Source organism: Bradyrhizobium sp. 6(2017), assembly GCF_011058295.2.
In the GTDB taxonomy this organism is placed as follows: Bacteria; Pseudomonadota; Alphaproteobacteria; order Rhizobiales; family Xanthobacteraceae; genus Bradyrhizobium; species Bradyrhizobium septentrionale.
Genome location: NZ_CP049289.2, coordinates 3,118,668 through 3,135,918 on the forward strand (window position 1 = coordinate 3,118,668; position 17,251 = coordinate 3,135,918).

The window sequence follows — 17,251 nt, forward strand, 5'->3', positions numbered from 1 at the left end:
TTACCCAACTGGAAGTTATTTTGCTCCGCTGGGGCGTTGATACCGCTCACATCGCAGAGCGGTGGTTATGGGTCCCTGCTCCCGTGCGCAATTGCGCACTAGGCCGGGACGACGGCGTGGGGAGAGCTACTTCTTCAACCCATAATTCAACAACCCGCCCTTGTTCTTCGGCGGATGCGCGCGCAGGCTTTCCTCGTTCGGCTCGGTGCCCCAGCCCGGTCGATCCGGGATCACGAGATGACCGTCGATAAACTCCGGCACGTGGGTGAACAATTCGTGGTCCCAGGCCAGGCGGTCGATATCGGTCTCCATGATGCGCAGGTTCGGCACCGCCGCGCAGAAATGCGCGTTCATCATGGTGCAGAGGTGGCCGTAGAAATTATGCGGCGCGACGTTGACCTCGAAATGCTCGGCGGCCGCGGCGATCTTCATCGACTGCCAGACCCCGTTCCACGGCGTGTCGATGATCGCGACGTCCATCGCCTGCTCGGTGAAGTAGGGCAGGAATTCGCGTAAGCCCAAGAGCGTCTCGCATGACGAGATCGGGTGCGGGCTCTGGCGGCGGATGTAGCCGAGCGCCTGCGGGTTGAAGGTGTCGATCTCGACCCAGAACATGTCCATCTTCTCGATCGCGCGCAGGATCTTGAGATAGCCTTCGGTCTTGGCGTTGAAGTTGAGGTCGAGCAGCAGATCGACATCCGGCCCGGCGCCGTCGCGGATCGCCTCCAGATGCATGCAGAGATTGCGCAGCACCGTGCGGTCGACATTGATCTCGGGCTGGAACGGCGCGCCGAAACCGGGTCGCCAGCCCATCGGCTTGCCGTCGGTGTAGACGAAGATGTTGGTCTTCATCGCCGAGAATTTCTTCTCGCGCACCTCGGCCCCGATCGCCTTGACGCCGTCGAGGTCGGTGATCGCCGGCTTGTACCAGTCGGGATGATTGATGCGCCAGGTCGCGCAATGCGACCAGTACACCCGCACGCGGTCGCGGATCTTGCCGCCGAGCAAATCGTAGCAGGGCACGCCGAGCGCCTTGGCCTTGACGTCAAGCAGCGCGTTCTCGATGGCACCTAACGCCAGCGCCACCACGCCGCCGGCGGCGGGACGCGTCGCGGCGAACAGCTCGACATAGATCCGCTCATGCTCGAAGGCGTTCTTGCCGATCACCCGCGCCGACAGCCGCTCGATCGCCGCGGTGACGCCGGGCGCGCCAAAGCCCTCGTCATATTCGCTCCAGCCGACCAGCCCGTCTGACGTCGTCACCTTAACGAAGTGATAATTCCGCCAGCCGGCATCGCAGGCGAGCGTTTCGACGCTTTTGATCGTGGGTGATATGCTCATGGTTTCCTGCCCGGCTTGTTGTTGGTGTTGGGCGGATACCAACAACGGATCGCCTGACGCGTCAATTCGCGCCAGGGCAGGGCGACAATGCGTACAGGTGGGTGCTGCGACATACGGACGTTGGTGTTAGCTCGCTTTGCTGTCCCGTCACCCTGAGGAGCGCGCTCTTGCGCGCGTCTCGAAGGGTCGACGGCCCGGCTTTCTCCGTACGGAAAGGGCGGGGCCGCGCATCCTTCGAGACGCCGCTTCGCGGCTCCTCAGGATGACGGGGGGAGAGCAGTCACAGGCCGGAACAGCGTCGGCTTTTGCCGTTCGAACGTCTTGCGGCCGCGCCTGAAGCCCAGGAGCACGTCGGGCAGTTCGGCGATCGCGTTGGTTGCGCTGTCGGTGTCGAGCACGACGATGTCGGCGGGGTTGCCGACTGCGATGCCGTAATCCCTGAGATTCATCAGCCGCGCCGGCAGCTCGGTGACGAGATCGAGGCAGGCATCGAACTCGCCGATCCCGGCATGCGCGGCATTGGCGTAGAGATTGGCCATCCGCAGCAGCGACGCGTCGCCGAACGGCGTGAAGGGATTTTGCACATTGTTGGTCGCGACCGAGCACAGCACGCCATCGGCGACCAGGCGATGCGCGGCGGTGAGGCCGCGCGGCGCATTGTGGGTGGCCTCACGCCCCATCAGATAGAGGTCGGTCGCCGGCAGTACGGTGACCGCGACGCCGGCCGCGGCGAGGCGCGCGCTCGCCGTCTTCAGCCGCTCGGGCGGCAGCGCGGAGAGTTTTGTCGCGTGCCCGATCGCGACGCGCCCGTGATAGTTGCGCCGCTCGGTTTGCCGGCAGACTTCCTCCATGTGCCACCAGGAGGGATCGAGGTCGAAATCGAGATGCAGGTCGACATCGATATCGAACTGCTGCGCCAGGTCGAAGATGCGCGCGATCTGCGCGTTCGGATCGCTGTCGACATAAGGACAGCCGCCGATCGCCTCGGCACCGTCGTTGAGCGCCGCGACCAACAGCTCATCAGTGCCGGGATCGTTGGTCAGGCCTTCCTGCGGGAAGACACAAAGAGAAAGATCGAGCGCCCAGGCATAGTCGCGCTTCAGCGCCTTGACCGCTTCGAAGCCACGCAGCCCGATCCGCGGGTCGGCCTCGACATGGGTCCGCATCCGCGTGGTGCCTGCGGTGATCGCTCGCTCGATCACTTTTGCGCCGCGGGCATAGACGTCTTCGACCGTGAAGTCGCGCTTCATCGCCGCCACCGCGCGGATGGCCTCGGCGACGCCGGCATGGTCGTGGCCGCAGCGGCCGAGCAGGCAGGCCTTGTCGAGATGGATATGGGTGTCGACGAAGCCGGGCAGCGCCAGCCGTCCCGCGAGGTCGATCTCGACGGCCTCGCAGGAGAGGTGCGGCGCGATCGCGGCGATCCGGCCGCCGGCGACGCCGATATCGACCGTCGACGCGGAGGTGCGCGTCACGGCATGACGGAAGACCAGGTCGAAGGCAGGTTTCGCAATCATCGAGAGCAGATTTCAGGTTGGTCTCAGCCTAGCGGAAGGGCAGGGAAGCGGCAGCACCAGATTGTGTGCAGTTTGTCAGTCAGATTGTCCAAAAAATATGCATACACTTTGCCGACCGGATTGTAGAGTTTTGCGAATTCCTGGAGGCCCGCCATGTCCGTCACCGCCAAAGCCGATGCCCACCCGCTGTCCGATGCCGAGATCGTCGAAGCCTGCCTGACCGCGTCGATGATCCCCGACCCCGATGCGGCGGCGGCCTATATGAAGCCTGGCACGGTGATCACCTTCACCGGCGGGCGCGAATTCGACCATCCGCGCGGGCCGACCGGCTTCAACGCCAAGCGCTATCGCTGGGTGAAGAAGCGGATGGACCGGTTCGACGTCTGCCCCGGCGCGGGCGAGACCGTCGTCTACAGCGTCGGCACGCTCTACGGCGAGTGGATCGACGGCACACCGTTCGAAGGCAACCGCTATGTCGACCGCTTCGTGGTCAAAGGTGGCCAGATCGTCAAGATGGACGTCTGGAACGACAGCGCCGAGCGGATCCTGGTGCAGCGAGGGATCGAGGCTTAGGCGCAGCGCACTTTTCCCGTCATCCTGAGGAGCCGCGAAGCGGCGTCTCGAAGGATGCACGGCCCGGCTGGTGGCCGTCGATCCTTCGAGACGGCCGCGTTGCGGCCTCCTCAGGATGACGGTGATAGAGCGCGGCTGTCGTCAGTTCCGCCCACCTTCGGCAGCTTCACCATCCGGTCTGCACCCGCCTCGTCCGCCGCCCCATAAGGGCAATATTAACCGCATCTGCCTTACCTGTTCTCCCGTTCAGCGGGAGAGCCGTCCAGTGCGCAATCGTGGTGGTGTTCGAGACACCATAGGCCTGAAGAGCCGGGTTCTGGTCACCGCGATCTTTCTGGCATCGGGCGCGGCATCCCTGATCCTTCAGGTGCTCTGGTTCAAGCAACTGCAATTCGTGCTGGGAAGTGCCACCGTCTCGGTCAGCGTCACGGTGGCGAGCTTCTTTTTCGGTCTCTCGCTGGGCAGCGCGCTCGGCGGCCGGATCGCCGACACGGTCAGCCGCCCCCTGAAAATCTACGGCTTCCTCGAACTCGCCCTCGCAGTCGTTTCCCTGGCGGTGACCGCGTTCCTGTCGCACTGGTCGACATGGGTGGGCTGGCTGTCGCCGATGCTGGACCTGGAGTCTCCATTCCGGTTGCCGCTGATGGTCGCGCTGTCGCTCGCCATCCTGTCGCTGCCGACGATGTTGATGGGCGCGACGCTGCCGTTCCTGGTGAAATTCCTGACCCGCACGCAAACGGACCTCGCCAATCGCATCGGCCTGCTCTACGGGTTCAACACCCTCGGCGCCGCTATCGGCACGCTCGTTGTCGGCTTTGTCCTGATGGGCCTCTGGGGGATCACGGGATCGAGCCTGGTTGCCGCGGCGCTGTACATCTGCGTCGGCGGCGTGGCCCTCGTAGTTGCGCGCAACGCAAGCCCGCTGTCGCCGGTCACGGCAGCCGCGCCGGTGCAAACCGAAGGGCGGGAGCACGGCAGGACGTCCATCCTGATCGGGATCTTCGCGTGCTCCGGTTTCGTGTCGATCACCTATGAAGTCGTCTGGTTCCGCTTCCTGACCAATGTCAGCACCTCGAGCGTTTTCGCTTTCTCGGGCATGCTCGGCGTTTACCTGCTGGGCCTGGTGATCGGCGCCCTGATCTGCGCCAGGCTGCTCGCGCCGCGCAAGGATCAATTGCTGCGCTACTTCGCCGTGACGCAGCTGCTGATCGCGGTTGCGGCCACGCTGACCGTCGCAATCCTCGGCAAGGCGCGTACTGTGGGAGCAGTGCTGTCTCCCATCGTGTCGGGCCTGCTCCCGGTCCCGGTGCAGCAGCTTTTGGGCGGTGACGTTTCATTCTTCCTGATCTGCGCCGTTGCCCTGTTGCTGCCGACCACGCTGATCGGCATCAGTTTTCCGCTGGCCAGCGAACTGACCGTGATGCAGATGAGCGCACTGGGCCGCAGGGTAGGCACGCTCTACGCCTTGAACACGATCGGTGGCGTCCTCGGCTCGCTGGCGGCGGGATTCCTTCTGATTCCCTATCTGGGCAGCCAGGGGGCGCTCACCGCACTGATTGTTCTGAACGTCCTGCTGTTTGTCGCGACGACACTATCGCAACCGGCTCTTCTGAGAGAAGGCAGCCTGTGGCGGCAAGGGGCAATCGCCGCAAGCGTCATCGCCTTTGCGCTCTTGCTCCTCACCCCACACTATCTGGAACGGGTCCTGACCGCGATCGAAGGCGCTGATGTCCTCGAGCTGCGAGAAACGCGGCAAGCAACATTTGCGGTGGTCGAGTATCGCGAAAAGGCGGCAGGAACCTATCAGCAATTGGTGGTGAATTCGAAAAGCTATGCCAACAACCGTCCCGAGGGCAGACGCTACATGGCCGCGATGGGGCACTATCCTATTCTGCTGCACCGGGGCCCGGTTGAAACGGCTGTCGTGATCTGCATCGGGACCGGAACCACGGTGGGCGCGGTGAGCACCCATCAGGAACTAAAATCCATCGACGCGGTCGATCTGGCCTCGACGGTCTTCGAGTTTGCGCCGCATTTTGTGCCGATCAACCAGCAGTTCTATCAGAATCCCAGGGTTCATCAGATCGTCGCGGACGGGCGCCACTTCCTGCTCGGGACAAAGGAGACGTTCGACGTCATCACCCTCGAGCCCCCGCCGCCCCACGACGCCGGCGTCATCAACCTCTACACCGAGGAATTCTATGCGCTGGCAAAGCAGAGGATGCGCCTCGGCGGCGTTCTCGCGCAATGGGTGCCGCTGGATTTCAACCGCGGCATTCTTCCGAAGATGATCCTCAAGGCCATGATGGGCCAGTTCAAGCATGTCTCGCTGTGGCTGCCGTCCAGAATGGAAGGCGTGGCGATCGCCTCCGATGAACCCTTGAACATCGATCCTCGCGCGCTCGCCATGCGGATGTCCGCGCCCGCGGTGGCTGAAGACCTGACCGCAAACGGCCTGCGCTCGCCAGAGGATTTCCTGGCGACATTCATCGCCGCTGATGAAAAGCTCGCGGCCTTTGTCGGCGATGTGCCGAGCCTCACCGATGATCGGCCGCGCCTCGAATATTATAACTGGTATCCGCTGAGTTCGATCAGCGTGGACGAATTGAAGCGCCTCCGCGAGCCCGTCGAGGACTATCTTGCCCCTCATTCCATCGACGAGGCCCGTCTCGACACCGCGCGCACGGTGGCCGATGCGATTCTGGATGAGCACAGAGCCACGGCTGACGGCGACAAATCCGCCGCCCGTGCAGCGCTTCGCCTGGCCGTCAAGCTGCAGCCGGACAATTCCTATGTCGGCTTCCTGGACCGCAAGCTGCGCGAGTGAGCGGGTAGCATCCGGCACCAGGTGACGACTCTTTCCCCGTCATCCTGAGGAGGCCGCGCAGCGGCCGTCTCGAAGGGTCGACGGCCCGGCCGGTGGCCGTGCATCCTTCGAGACGCGCTACGCGCTCCTCAGGATGACGGGGATAGAGTAGCCGCAACCGTCAGCGCCGCACCGCCTTCGGCAGCTTGACCACCCGATCGCTGGTCGCCTCATCCGCATAGGGCGCCAGAATATCCAGCAGATCCCGCCCGCGCTGCGGGCTCGGTGCGACCAGCGCGCGGGTGGCGACGGAATCCAGATGGTGGTGCATCAGCTCCATCACCTTGGCGACGTCGCCCTTCACCAGCGCAGCGATGATCGCGCGGTGCTCATTGATCGCGCATTCCGTGGAGTGCGGCCGGCTGTACAGCGACAGCGTCAGGCAGCAGCGATAGGCGACTTCGCTGACATAACGCACCAGGATCGGGCTGTTGGTCATCTGGGCGAGCAGGATGTGGAATTCCGTGGCGAGCCGGATCGAGACCGCGTCGGTGCCGTCGCGGGCGCGATCCTCGGCGTCGACATGGGCGGTGAGTTCGGCGACCTGCGCCTTGGTCAGCTTGCCGGCGAGCTGCCGCACCACCAGCCGCTCCAGCTCGATGCGGATGTCGAAGGCATCGCGCGCCTCCTGCCAGCTCGGCGTCGCCACCACCGCGATGCGGTTGCGGCGCAGCTCGACGAGGCCTTCCGCGGCCAATTGCCCGAGCGCGTGCCGCGCAATGGTGCGGCTGACGCCGAAACGCTCGCCGAGCGAATCTTCGGGCAGTTTTGCGCCGGGCTCCAGCGCCTGCTCGATGATCGCGCGCCGCAGCGCGCGGCAGATCACGCTGACCTTGTCTGACGATTCAGCCGTCTTGCTGTTGCCGGCGCGCCCCGCCATCGCCGCGATTCCCTCTCGAAGGTGCTTCGAACGCCTCTTTATCATACCGGCGAAACAATCGGGCGCTCGAATTGCATGCAGTTTTGGCCGCCGATTGCCTAAAAGGAATCCCGCGTTTTGCCTGCTGATCGCGCGATCCCCTTGATTTTCAACGGGCGGCGCGCTGGCATCCAGCTTGCATGCACTTTGCTCGTGATGCGCATGCAACCAAATTCCGAATTTGCCGGCGAGCCTGTTGCCGCCGGATCTGCGCCGACCGCGATCGAGCTGTCGGAAGCCTCCGTGACCTTCGGCCGCGGCGCCCGCGCCGTGCCGGCTCTGTCCACGACCACGCTGCGGATCGCCGATGGCGAGTTCGTCGCGCTGGTCGGCCCATCCGGCTGCGGCAAGTCCACCATCCTGCGGCTGGTGTCGGGCCTGGTGCGGCCGACCACCGGCGTCGTCATCGTCGGCGGCCGCGAGGTCGCGGCGCGCGCGCTGCGGGTCGGCATGGCGTTCCAGAACCCGACCATGCTGCCGTGGATGACGATCGAAAAGAACATCATGCTGCCGCTGAAGATCGTCGAGCCGTTCCGCTCGCAGTTCCGCCGGCTGCGCAAGACCGAGTTCCGCGACAAGGCCAATGCGCTGCTCGAGCAGGTCGGGCTGAAAGGGTTTGGCGGCCGCTATCCCTGGCAGCTCTCCGGCGGCATGCTCCAGCGCGCCAATCTGTGCCGCGCGCTGATCCATGAGCCGCGCATGCTGCTGCTCGACGAGCCGTTCGGCGCGCTCGACCAGTTCACCCGCGAGGAGCTGTGGGGAATCCTGCAAGCGCTCTGGATGACGCACAAGCCGACCGTGCTGCTGGTCACCCATGACCTGCGCGAGGCCGGCTTCCTCGCCAACCGCATCTGCGTGATGAGCGCGCGGCCCGGCCGCATCCTCGACGACTCCAGCGTCGACTTCGCGCGCCCGCGCACCGTGGCGATGACCTTTGAGCCCGATTTTGTCGCGCTCAACCAGAAACTCCGCGCCTTCATCGTCGATGCGCGCACCGCTGCGCAAGAGGGAGCCTGACCATGTCCGTGTCAGATATCAGGCAGAAGGCCTGGTCCGCGGCCCTGATCGTGCTGTTCTTCGTCGCCTGGGAGCTGTTCTGCCTGATGACGGGGATGTCGGATCTCGTGCTGCCGCGGCCGTCGCAGATCTTCGTCACGCTGTTCGAGAAATTCCCGATCCTTTGGCCGCACATCATCCAGACATTGGTCACCACCATGATCGGCTTCGTGCTCGGCGTGGCGCTGGGCGTCGCACTCGGCGCCGTGATCGGGGTGTCAAAGACCGCCTACGACACCTGCTATCCGCTGCTGGTCGGCTTCTCGTCGATCCCGAAGGTCGCGGTGGTGCCGATCTTCGTGCTGTGGTTCGGCTCCGGCACGGTGCCCGCTGTGTTGACCTCGCTGTCGATCTGCTTCTTCCCGATCGTCGTCAACATCGCCACCGGTCTTGCCACCACCGAGCCCGAGCTCGAGGATGTCCTGAAGGCGCTCGGCGCCAGCAAGTTCGACATCCTCTGGAATGTCGGCCTGCCGCGGACGATGCCGTTCTTCTTTGCCTCGCTGAAGGTCGCGGTGTCCTACGCCTTTGTCGGCGCGGTGCTGTCGGAGACCGTCGCCTCGAACCGCGGCATCGGCAACGTGATGATGACGGCGTCCTCCAATTTCAATGTGCCGCTGGTGTTCGCCGGGCTGTTCGTGCTCGCCGGCCTCGGTGTCGCGCTCTACGTCCTGTTCTCGCTGATCGAGGGCCAGGTCACGGGCTGGGCGACGCGCAAGGACAACGTCATCGCCACCTGAAGGTTGTTTCGTCCATCGCTGGAGTTGAGGAGGTCGTCATGCTGAAGACAATAGGCGCTGCGCTCGTGGGATTGGCTCTGGTCGCGGGAGCGGCGCGTGCCGAGGAAACCACCATCAAGTTCACGCTGGGCTGGAAGACGCAAGGCAGCGATGCGGCGTTCTTCTATGCGAAGGACAATGGCTACTTCAAGGAGGAAGGCCTCAACGTCGTGATTGACCAGGGCGAGGGCTCCGGCGCGACGGTGACGCGCATCATGTCGGGCGCCTATGACGCCGGCTTCGGCGACGTCAACGCCATCATCCAGAATGCCTCGACCAGGCCGCAGGATGCGCCTGTGATGGTCTACATGATGTGGAACCAGCCGCCGTTCGCGATCGTCGCCAAGAATTCGAGCGGCATCAAGTCGATCAAGGATTTCGAGGGCCACACGCTCGGCGGCGCGCAGGGCACGCCGACCACGCGGCTGCTGCCGGTGTTCGTGCACAAGAACGGGCTCGACGGCGAGAAGATCAAGATCTCCAACATGGCGCCGAACCTGCAGGAGCCGATGCTGATCAAGGGTGACATCGATGCCGCGCTGGTCTTCAACATCACGAGTTACTTTAATCTCGTGCTGAACCGCCAGGATCCCGACAAGGACTTCAAATGGTTCTCGTTCGGCGATTACGGGCTCGATCTCTATTCCAATGGCGTGATGGTGTCGCGCAAGCTGATCGCCTCGAACCCGAAGGCGGTGGCCGGCCTGGTGCGTGCCATCAACAAGGGCGCGATCGCGGTTGCCAAGGACCAGAATGCCGGCATGAAGGCCGCGCTGAACTATGACAATCTGATCAATGTCGATGTCGAGAAGCGCCGGCTGCAATATTCCTTCGAGAAGCTGATCGCCTCGCCGGAGATGAAGGACATCGGTGTCGGCGACATCAAGGACGACCGCATGGTCCGCAACATCGGCTTCATCGTCGAGGGCTACCAGCTCGCCCGTGCGCCGACCCCGGCGGAAGTGTTTTCACGCTAATTTCTGCCGCCGCGCGCGGAGCGGGAGCTGGTGTACACTGCGAACTGAGCTTACTCGTCATTGCGAGGAGCGAAGCGACGAAGCAATCCATCTCTCCTCGTGTTGAGACCTGGATTGCTTCGCTGCGCTCGCAATGACGGCGGAGGTTAGCGATGGACGTCACGGCAACCCGTCTGTTTTCTGGACCTGACCGCGGCACGCGCGACAATGTCGTGCTCCGCCACGACGGCGGCGTCATCACCGACATCTCCGAAGCCACGAGCCCAGCGACAGGCCCGCGCTCCCTCATCCTCCCCGCCTTCGTCAACGCCCACGACCACGCCCGCCCGCGGGCGTCCGCCTTCGGCGCGGTCGGCATGCCGCTGGAGAGCTGGATCCTGCGCACGGTGGTGGGCACGCCGGTCGATCCTTGTTTCGCCGCGGCCTCCGCGCTGGCGCGCGCGGCGCAGGCCGGCTGCGCGGCGATGATGGTGCACTACACCCGGCCGAGCGGCATCATGCCGCTGCTCGACGAGACCAGAGCGATTGCGCGGGCCGCCGGCGATGTCGGCATCCGCATCGGCTTTGCGATCGCGGTGCGCGACCAGAACCCGATCGTCTATGGCGACAGCGAACCGGTGCTCGCAAGTCTCGCCAGCGACGACCGCAAGACGATCGAGGAGCTGTTCGTCCGCGCGCCGATGTCGCCAAAGGCCTATATCGAGCTGACCGATGCCATCGCCGCGGCGATCGGCGGGCCGAAGGTCGATGTGCAGCTCGGGCCCGCGGGGGTACAGTGGTGCTCGAAGCCGCTCTTGGAGGCGGTCGCGGACAATTCCGCGCACACCGGCCGCCGCATCCACATGCATCTGCTCGAGACGATCTATCAGCGTGCCTGGGCCGATCAGCATTTTCCCGGCGGCATCGTCCGCTATCTCCGCGACATCGGCTTCCTCTCCGGGCGGCTGACGCTCGCGCATTGCATCCATGCCCGGCCCGACGAGATCGAGATGATCGCAGCGTCAGGCGCGCGCATCGTCACCAATTACTCCTCCAACCTGCATCTGCGGTCCGGGCTGGCGCCGATCGCGGCGGCGCACGCTTGCGGCTGCGCGATTGCGGTCGGCGTCGATGGTCTGGCGCTCGATGAGGATGACGATGTGCTGCGCGAGACGCGCCTGGTGCAGATGATGCAGGGCGGTCTCGGCTTTCAGCGCACCTGGACGGCGCAGGATTTCTTCGCGCTCGCGATCGGCAACGGCCGCCGCGTCACCGGTGCGCCGGCCGACTTCGTCCGCATCGATCTCGACCGCCTCGAGGGCGATCAGATCTTGCCGGCCGATCCGATCGATCTCTTGTTCGCGCGCGGCAATGCGTCGCTGGTCCGCGACGTGGTCGTCAACGGACGCACCATCGTCAGCAATGGTCGGTGCGTGGGTGTCGACCTTCCTGCCATCGAGCAGGAACTGCGTGGCCTCTACCGGGCGAGCGCGGCCACATACGCGCATGTGCTGGGCGCATGGCCGCGGCTTTCAGTATCGTTGCAAGACTGGTTCGAGACACAACTCACCTGCAACTAAGCTGAGAGCATTCGCTTCGCATCGCGCGGCAAGCGCGGTCGGCCGCGCGAATTCCGTCAAACGGAAGAAAATTCCACTTGCATCACTTTCGGCGCACGGCTTCAAGTTCAAACAGAAGCGCAAGGCTGGAATCGATCATGTCCTTCAAGAAATTGCTGATTGCCAACCGCGGTGAGATCGCGATCCGTATCGTCCGTGCCGCGGCCGACAGCGGTATTGCAACCGTCGCGATCTATCCCGCCGATGATGCGGCCTCGTTGCATGTCCGCGCCGCCGACGATGCCTGCGAGATCCCCGGCCGCGGCGCGCGCGCCTATCTGGACATCGAGGCGGTGATCGCGGCGGCCAAGGCTGCGGGCTGCGATGCGCTGCATCCGGGCTATGGTTTCCTCAGCGAGAACACGGAGCTGGCGCGGCGCTGTGCCGAGGAAAAGATCACCTTCGTCGGCCCGTCGCCGGAGGCGCTCGATCTGTTCGGCGACAAGGCCAAGGCAAAGGACCTCGCCAAGAAATGCGGCGTGCCGATCATTGCCGGCACCGCCGGCGCGACCTCGCTCGACGAGGCAAAAGCCTTCTTCGCCTCGCTCGGCGCGAACGCCGCGGTGATGATCAAGGCGATCGCCGGCGGCGGCGGGCGGGGCATGCGGGTGGTCGAGGATGCCGCAAAACTCGAGGAGGCCTATGCGCGCTGCCAGTCGGAAGCCAAGGCGGCGTTCGGCAACGATGCCGTCTATGTCGAGCGGCTGATCCGCAAGGCGCGCCATATCGAGGTGCAGATCATCGGCGACCGTCACGGCGCCATCAGCCATCTCTGGGAGCGCGAATGCACCATCCAGCGCCGCAACCAGAAGCTCATCGAGGTGGCGCCGAGCCCGTCGCTGAGCGATGGCTTGCGCGTCCGCATTATCGAGGCGGCAAAGCAGCTCGCGTCGGCCGCGCGCTACGACAATCTCGGCACCTTCGAGTTCCTGGTCGATGACGAGGCAGAGGAAAGCAAAGGCGAAGGCGAGGGTGCCTTCGCCTTCATCGAGGCCAATCCGCGGCTGCAGGTCGAGCACACCGTCACCGAGGCGGTGCTCGGCGTCGATCTCGTCCGTTCGCAGCTCGCGGTCGCCGCCGGCGCCACGCTGGCCTCACTTGGGCTGGCACAATCAGCGGTGCCGCTGCCGCGCGGCTATGCCATGCAGCTCCGCGTCAACATGGAGGTGATGGACGAGAAGGGCGTGACGAAGCCGACCGGCGGCACGCTCAGTGTGTTCGACCTGCCGTCCGGCCCCGGCGTCCGCGTCGATACGTTCGGCTATTCCGGCTACCGGACGAGTGCCGCGTTCGACTCGCTGCTGGCAAAGGTGATCGTGCATTCGCCGAGCCAAAAATGGTCCGACGTGGTGCACAAGGCGTCGCGCACCTTGCGCGAATTCCGCATCGGCGGCGTTGCGACCAACATCCCCTTGCTCGGTGCCATCCTGGCGCATCAGAGTTTTGCGCGGAACAAGATCAGCACCAATTTCATCGATACCCATGTGGCGGCGCTGGTCGGCACGGCGAACGACCTCGCGGCGCCACTGGTCGAGGTGAGCGAGGCCGCAGCGACGAAGGCCGTCGCCACTGAGGCGGCACCCGAGGGCTCGCTGCCGGTGCCCGCGCCGCTGCAGGGCACGATCGTGGCGATCGAGGTCGCGGAGGGCGATCTGGTCCGTCCCGGCCAGCAGATCGCGGTGCTGGAATCGATGAAGATGGAGCATCTCGTCACAGCGCCGCATGGCGGCCGGGTGACGAAGATCGCAGGTGGTCCCGGCATCACCCTGATGCATGGCGAGCCGATCCTGTTCCTCGAGCCTGCCGAGGTCGACGGCCATCATGCGGCGGAAGAGGCCGCGATCGATCTTGATCACATCCGCCCTGATCTGGCCGAGCTGATCGCGCGCAAGGCGATCACGCTGGACGAGAACCGTCCGGCCTCGGTGGAGCGCCGCCGCAAGACCAACCAGCGCACCGCGCGCGAGAACATCGCGCAGCTGGTCGATGAGGGCTCGTTCGTCGAATACGGCTCGCTCGCGATCGCCGCACAACGCCGCCGACGCAAGGTCGAGGACCTCATCAAGAACACGCCGGCCGATGGGTTGATTTCCGGCGTTGCTACCGTCAACGCGAAAGACTTCGGTCCCGAAGGCGCGCGCTGCATGGTGATCTCGTATGACTACACCGTGCTGGCCGGCACCCAGGGCCACATGAACCACAAGAAGATCGATCGCATGCTCTCGCTGACGGAGCAGTGGCGGCTTCCGCTGGTGTTCTACGCCGAGGGCGGCGGCGGCCGTCCCGGCGATACCGACCGGCTCGGCATGACCGGCCTCGACGGTCCGTCCTTCGTGCAGTTCGCAAAACTCTCCGGGCTCGTGCCTGTGGTCGGCGTGGTCTCTGGCTATTGCTTCGCCGGTAACGCCGCGATGCTCGGCGTCTGCGATGTCATCATCGCCACCAAGAATGCCTCGATCGGCATGGGTGGCCCAGCGATGATCGAGGGCGGTGGGCTTGGTGTCTATCATCCGGCCGAGGTCGGCCCTGTGTCGTTCCAGTCGCCGAACGGCGTGATCGACATCCTCGTGGAGGACGAGGAAGAGGCGACGGCGGTGGCGCAGAAATATCTGTCCTACTTCCAGGGCGCGGTGAAGGACTGGACCGCGCCGGACCAGCGGCTGCTGCGCCGCGCGATCCCGGAAAATCGTCTGCGGGTCTATGACATCCGCAATGTGATCGACCTGATCGCCGACGAGGGCTCGGTGCTGGAGATCCGGCGCGATTTCGGCGTCGGCATGATCACCGCTTTCATCCGCATCGAAGGCAAGCCGTTCGGCCTGATCGCCAACAATCCAAAGCATCTTGGCGGCGCGATCGATGCTGCGGCCGGCGACAAGGCCGCGCGCTTCATGCAGCTCTGCGACGCCTTCGACATACCGATCGTCTCGCTCTGCGACACGCCGGGCTTCATGGTCGGGCCCGAGGCCGAGAAGACCGCGATCGTGCGCCATGTCGCGCGGATGTTCGTCACCGGCGCCAGCATCACGGTGCCGCTGTTCGGAATCGTGCTGCGCAAGGGCTACGGTCTCGGCGCGCAATCGATGATCGGCGGCGGCTTCCACGCCTCGTTCTTCACGGTGGCGTGGCCGACCGGCGAGTTCGGCGGCATGGGCCTCGAAGGCTATGTCCGCCTCGGCTTCCGCAAGGAGATGGAGGCGATCGCGGACCCCCTCGAACGCGAGAAATATTTCCAGACCAAGGTCGCCGAGCTCTACGCCAACGGCAAGGCCGTCTCGATCGCGTCGGTCTTGGAGATCGACGAGGTGATCGACCCCGCCGACACCAGGCACTGGATCATGGCCGGCCTCCGCTCGGTGCCGAAGGTGGAGCCGCGGACCCACCGCAAAAGGCCGTGCATCGATGCGTGGTAGGGAAGCTGGATGCGTAGGATGGGTAGAGCGAAGCGAAACCCATCAATTCTTCATCCGCGGTGCAATAATGGGTATCGCTTTGCTCCACCCATCTTACGGGGTTGAATTCGGAGAGCGCACGTCGTGCGGCACCCCTCTCCCTAACCCTCTCCCGTAAGGGGAGAGGGAACCCTTCCGCCGGTGTCTCTCTCACGCGAGAACGCGGACGTATGATTCACAGGCCGCGCCACACACGCAGTGTCGTCCCGGCGAAGGCCGGGACCCATAACCACAAATGCTGCTTGTTGCGCGTCGTTGGAATGACGAGTCCCGTTCACTACATCCGCCGCGGCGTATGGGTCCCGGCCTTCGCCGGGACGACGGCGGTGGATGGGGAGGGCACCTCTCGTCGACACAAGAGCTACTCCAACCTCAACTCAACATACCCCTGCGCCGCGACCGCGTCGCAGCGTTCGCGATACGCCGGCGCGCTGCCGCTGTAGCGGGCGACGATGCGAGTTTGCTTGCCCTCGACGTTGCGGTTGATGCCGGTCATCCAGGAATCGACCTCGTTGGAGAGCAGGCCTGTGCCGAGCGTCTTGACATGATCGGTCCAGCCGGCGGTGCCCTCGGGCGTGGCGTCGAGGAAGGTCAGGCCTTTGTCTCGCGCGAAGCGGAGCAGGCCGGTAACCCAGTCGACGCTATACTCGATGCTGCGCGGGATGTTGCCGAGCGCGGTGTGCGGGCCCATCAGCATCATCATGTTGGGGAAGCCGTCGACCATCAGCCCGAGATAGGTTTCCGGGCCGTGCGTCCATTTCTCCTTCAGCCGCGCACCATGCGCACCGCGAAAATCGATCTTGTCGAAACTGCCGGTGATGGCATCGAAGCCGGTGGCGTAGATGATGATGTCGAAGGCGTAATCCCTGTCGCTGGTCTCGATGCCCTCGGGCGTGATCTTTTCAATCGGCGTCTCCAAGATGTCGACCAGCTCGACATTGTCGCGGTTGTAGACTTCGTAATAGAAGGTCTCGAGCGGCAGCCGCCTTGTGCCAAAGCCGTGATTCCTGGGGATCAGCTTCTCGGCCACCGCCTGGTTCTTCACGCGCTCACGGATTTTTCGCGCGACAAAATCGCTGATCGTCGCATTCGCCGCGCGATCAATCAGGATATCCCTGAAATTGCCCTGCCAGATGCCGAAGCCGCGCTCGCCATAGAGCTTCTCGTAGAACGCTTCGCGCTCGGCATCGCTGACCTCGAACGCGCCGCGCGGATCGGGCGTGTGCACGAAGCAGGCGAAGGTCTCCTTGCAGCGCGCAAAGATCTCGGGATAGCCGGCCTTGATCCTCGCTTGCGTCTCGGCGTCGATCTTGCCGTTGTGCAGCGGCGCCGCCCAGTTGGCGGTGCGCTGGAACACGGTGAGGTGTCCGACCTCGCCGGCGATGGTCTGGATGGTCTGGATGCCGGTCGCGCCGGTGCCGATCACGGCGACGCGCTTGCCGGCGAAATCCACCTTCTGTTTCGGCCAGCGCGCGGTGTGAAACGACTGGCCCTTGAAATCGTCGCGGCCCTCGATGCGCGGCAAGGTCGGTGTCGACAACGGGCCGATCGCGGTGATCAGGAAGCGGCAAGAGTGGCGCGCACCGTTCTCAAGCGTGATCTGCCAGCTTCGCGTCTCGTCCTGGTAGATCGCGGCGGTAATCCGGCTCTCGAACTGGATGTCGCGGCGCAGATCGAACTTGTCGGCGACATAGTTGCAGTAGCGCAGGGTCTCGGGCTGGCCGGCGAAATGCTCCGACCATTCCCATTCCTGCAGCAGCTCCTTCGAGAACGAATAGCCGTAGGAATAGCTTTCCGAATCGAAGCGCGCGCCGGGATAGCGGTTCCAGTACCAGGTGCCGCCGACGCCGGTGCCGGCCTCGAACACCCGCGTTTTGAGGCCGAGCTCGCGCAGCCGGTAGAGCTGGTACATGCCGGACAGGCCGGCGCCGATGATGATGACGTCGTAGTCCAGCGCAGCCGTCTGGGGGGTGTTGTCCTGGCGCAGTGCGGCCACCTGTCGTTGCTCCCTGATCGGTTGATTGCCGGGAAGGCTAGCCGGTCTCACCGCTGCCGACAAACATCGAGGAGCGGGGCAGCTATCGGGATTTGCCGGGTGCGTCGGCCTGTCCACGACATTCCGTGAGGCGGATCGCGGGCTCCACAGCTTTACTCGGCCGCGGGATTCCCTTTA

General features: G+C 64.5%; 11 protein-coding genes. 7 read left to right on the plus strand and 4 right to left on the minus strand.

What is annotated here, in order from left to right:
- Positions 1-126: 126 nt before the first annotated feature.
- Both G6P99_RS14655 and G6P99_RS14660 read right to left on the minus strand, forming a co-directional pair.
- Positions 127-1,341 carry a mandelate racemase/muconate lactonizing enzyme family protein gene (locus tag G6P99_RS14655; protein WP_029078225.1) on the minus strand — a complete coding sequence of 405 codons (1,215 nt, stop codon included), beginning with the start codon at positions 1,339-1,341 and terminating at the stop codon, positions 127-129.
- 257 nt (positions 1,342-1,598) lie between these two features.
- Entirely contained in the window at positions 1,599-2,858 is a 1,260-nt protein-coding gene (locus tag G6P99_RS14660) for an amidohydrolase family protein (protein ID WP_029078224.1), read from the minus strand.
- A gap of 153 nt (positions 2,859-3,011) precedes the next feature.
- Here G6P99_RS14660 and G6P99_RS14665 point away from each other — a divergent pair, with 153 nt between their 5' ends.
- Together G6P99_RS14665 and G6P99_RS14670 are read left to right on the plus strand one after the other, a co-directional pair.
- The gene (locus G6P99_RS14665; protein ID WP_029078223.1) at positions 3,012-3,431 is read left to right on the plus strand and encodes a hypothetical protein; all 420 of its coding nucleotides are present in this window, start codon (positions 3,012-3,014) and stop codon (positions 3,429-3,431) included.
- A 265-nt stretch (positions 3,432-3,696) separates the two neighbouring features.
- The gene (locus G6P99_RS14670) at positions 3,697-6,258 is read left to right on the plus strand and encodes a fused MFS/spermidine synthase (protein WP_029078222.1); all 2,562 of its coding nucleotides are present in this window, start codon (positions 3,697-3,699) and stop codon (positions 6,256-6,258) included.
- A gap of 160 nt (positions 6,259-6,418) precedes the next feature.
- Here the strand turns inward: G6P99_RS14670 and G6P99_RS14675 are convergent, their stop codons facing one another.
- Positions 6,419-7,177, minus strand: a complete 759-nt coding sequence (locus G6P99_RS14675; protein ID WP_029078221.1) for a GntR family transcriptional regulator — start codon at positions 7,175-7,177, stop codon at positions 6,419-6,421.
- A 201-nt stretch (positions 7,178-7,378) separates the two neighbouring features.
- Between G6P99_RS14675 and G6P99_RS14680 the strand changes: the two genes are divergently transcribed.
- From G6P99_RS14680 to G6P99_RS14700, 5 genes are all read left to right on the plus strand, one after another.
- Positions 7,379-8,233 carry an ABC transporter ATP-binding protein gene (locus G6P99_RS14680; protein ID WP_051345999.1) on the plus strand — a complete coding sequence of 285 codons (855 nt, stop codon included), beginning with the start codon at positions 7,379-7,381 and terminating at the stop codon, positions 8,231-8,233.
- 2 nt (positions 8,234-8,235) lie between these two features.
- A complete protein-coding gene (locus tag G6P99_RS14685; RefSeq protein ID WP_029078219.1) occupies positions 8,236-9,012 on the plus strand; it encodes an ABC transporter permease in 777 nt (258 codons plus the stop codon).
- Between the two features lie 38 nt (positions 9,013-9,050).
- Complete coding sequence (locus G6P99_RS14690) at positions 9,051-10,028, plus strand: ABC transporter substrate-binding protein (RefSeq protein WP_165128625.1); 978 nt, start codon at positions 9,051-9,053, stop codon at positions 10,026-10,028.
- Positions 10,029-10,180: 152 nt separating this feature from the next.
- Entirely contained in the window at positions 10,181-11,587 is a 1,407-nt protein-coding gene (locus G6P99_RS14695; RefSeq protein ID WP_029078217.1) for an amidohydrolase family protein, read from the plus strand.
- A gap of 137 nt (positions 11,588-11,724) precedes the next feature.
- A complete protein-coding gene (locus G6P99_RS14700) occupies positions 11,725-15,039 on the plus strand; it encodes a carboxyl transferase domain-containing protein (protein WP_165128627.1) in 3,315 nt (1,104 codons plus the stop codon).
- 400 nt (positions 15,040-15,439) lie between these two features.
- Here G6P99_RS14700 and G6P99_RS14705 read toward each other — a convergent pair whose 3' ends face one another.
- Positions 15,440-17,074 (minus strand): flavin-containing monooxygenase, encoded by a 1,635-nt coding sequence (locus G6P99_RS14705; RefSeq protein WP_051345968.1) that lies wholly within the window; start codon positions 17,072-17,074, stop codon positions 15,440-15,442.
- Between the last annotated feature and the right edge of the window lie 177 nt (positions 17,075-17,251).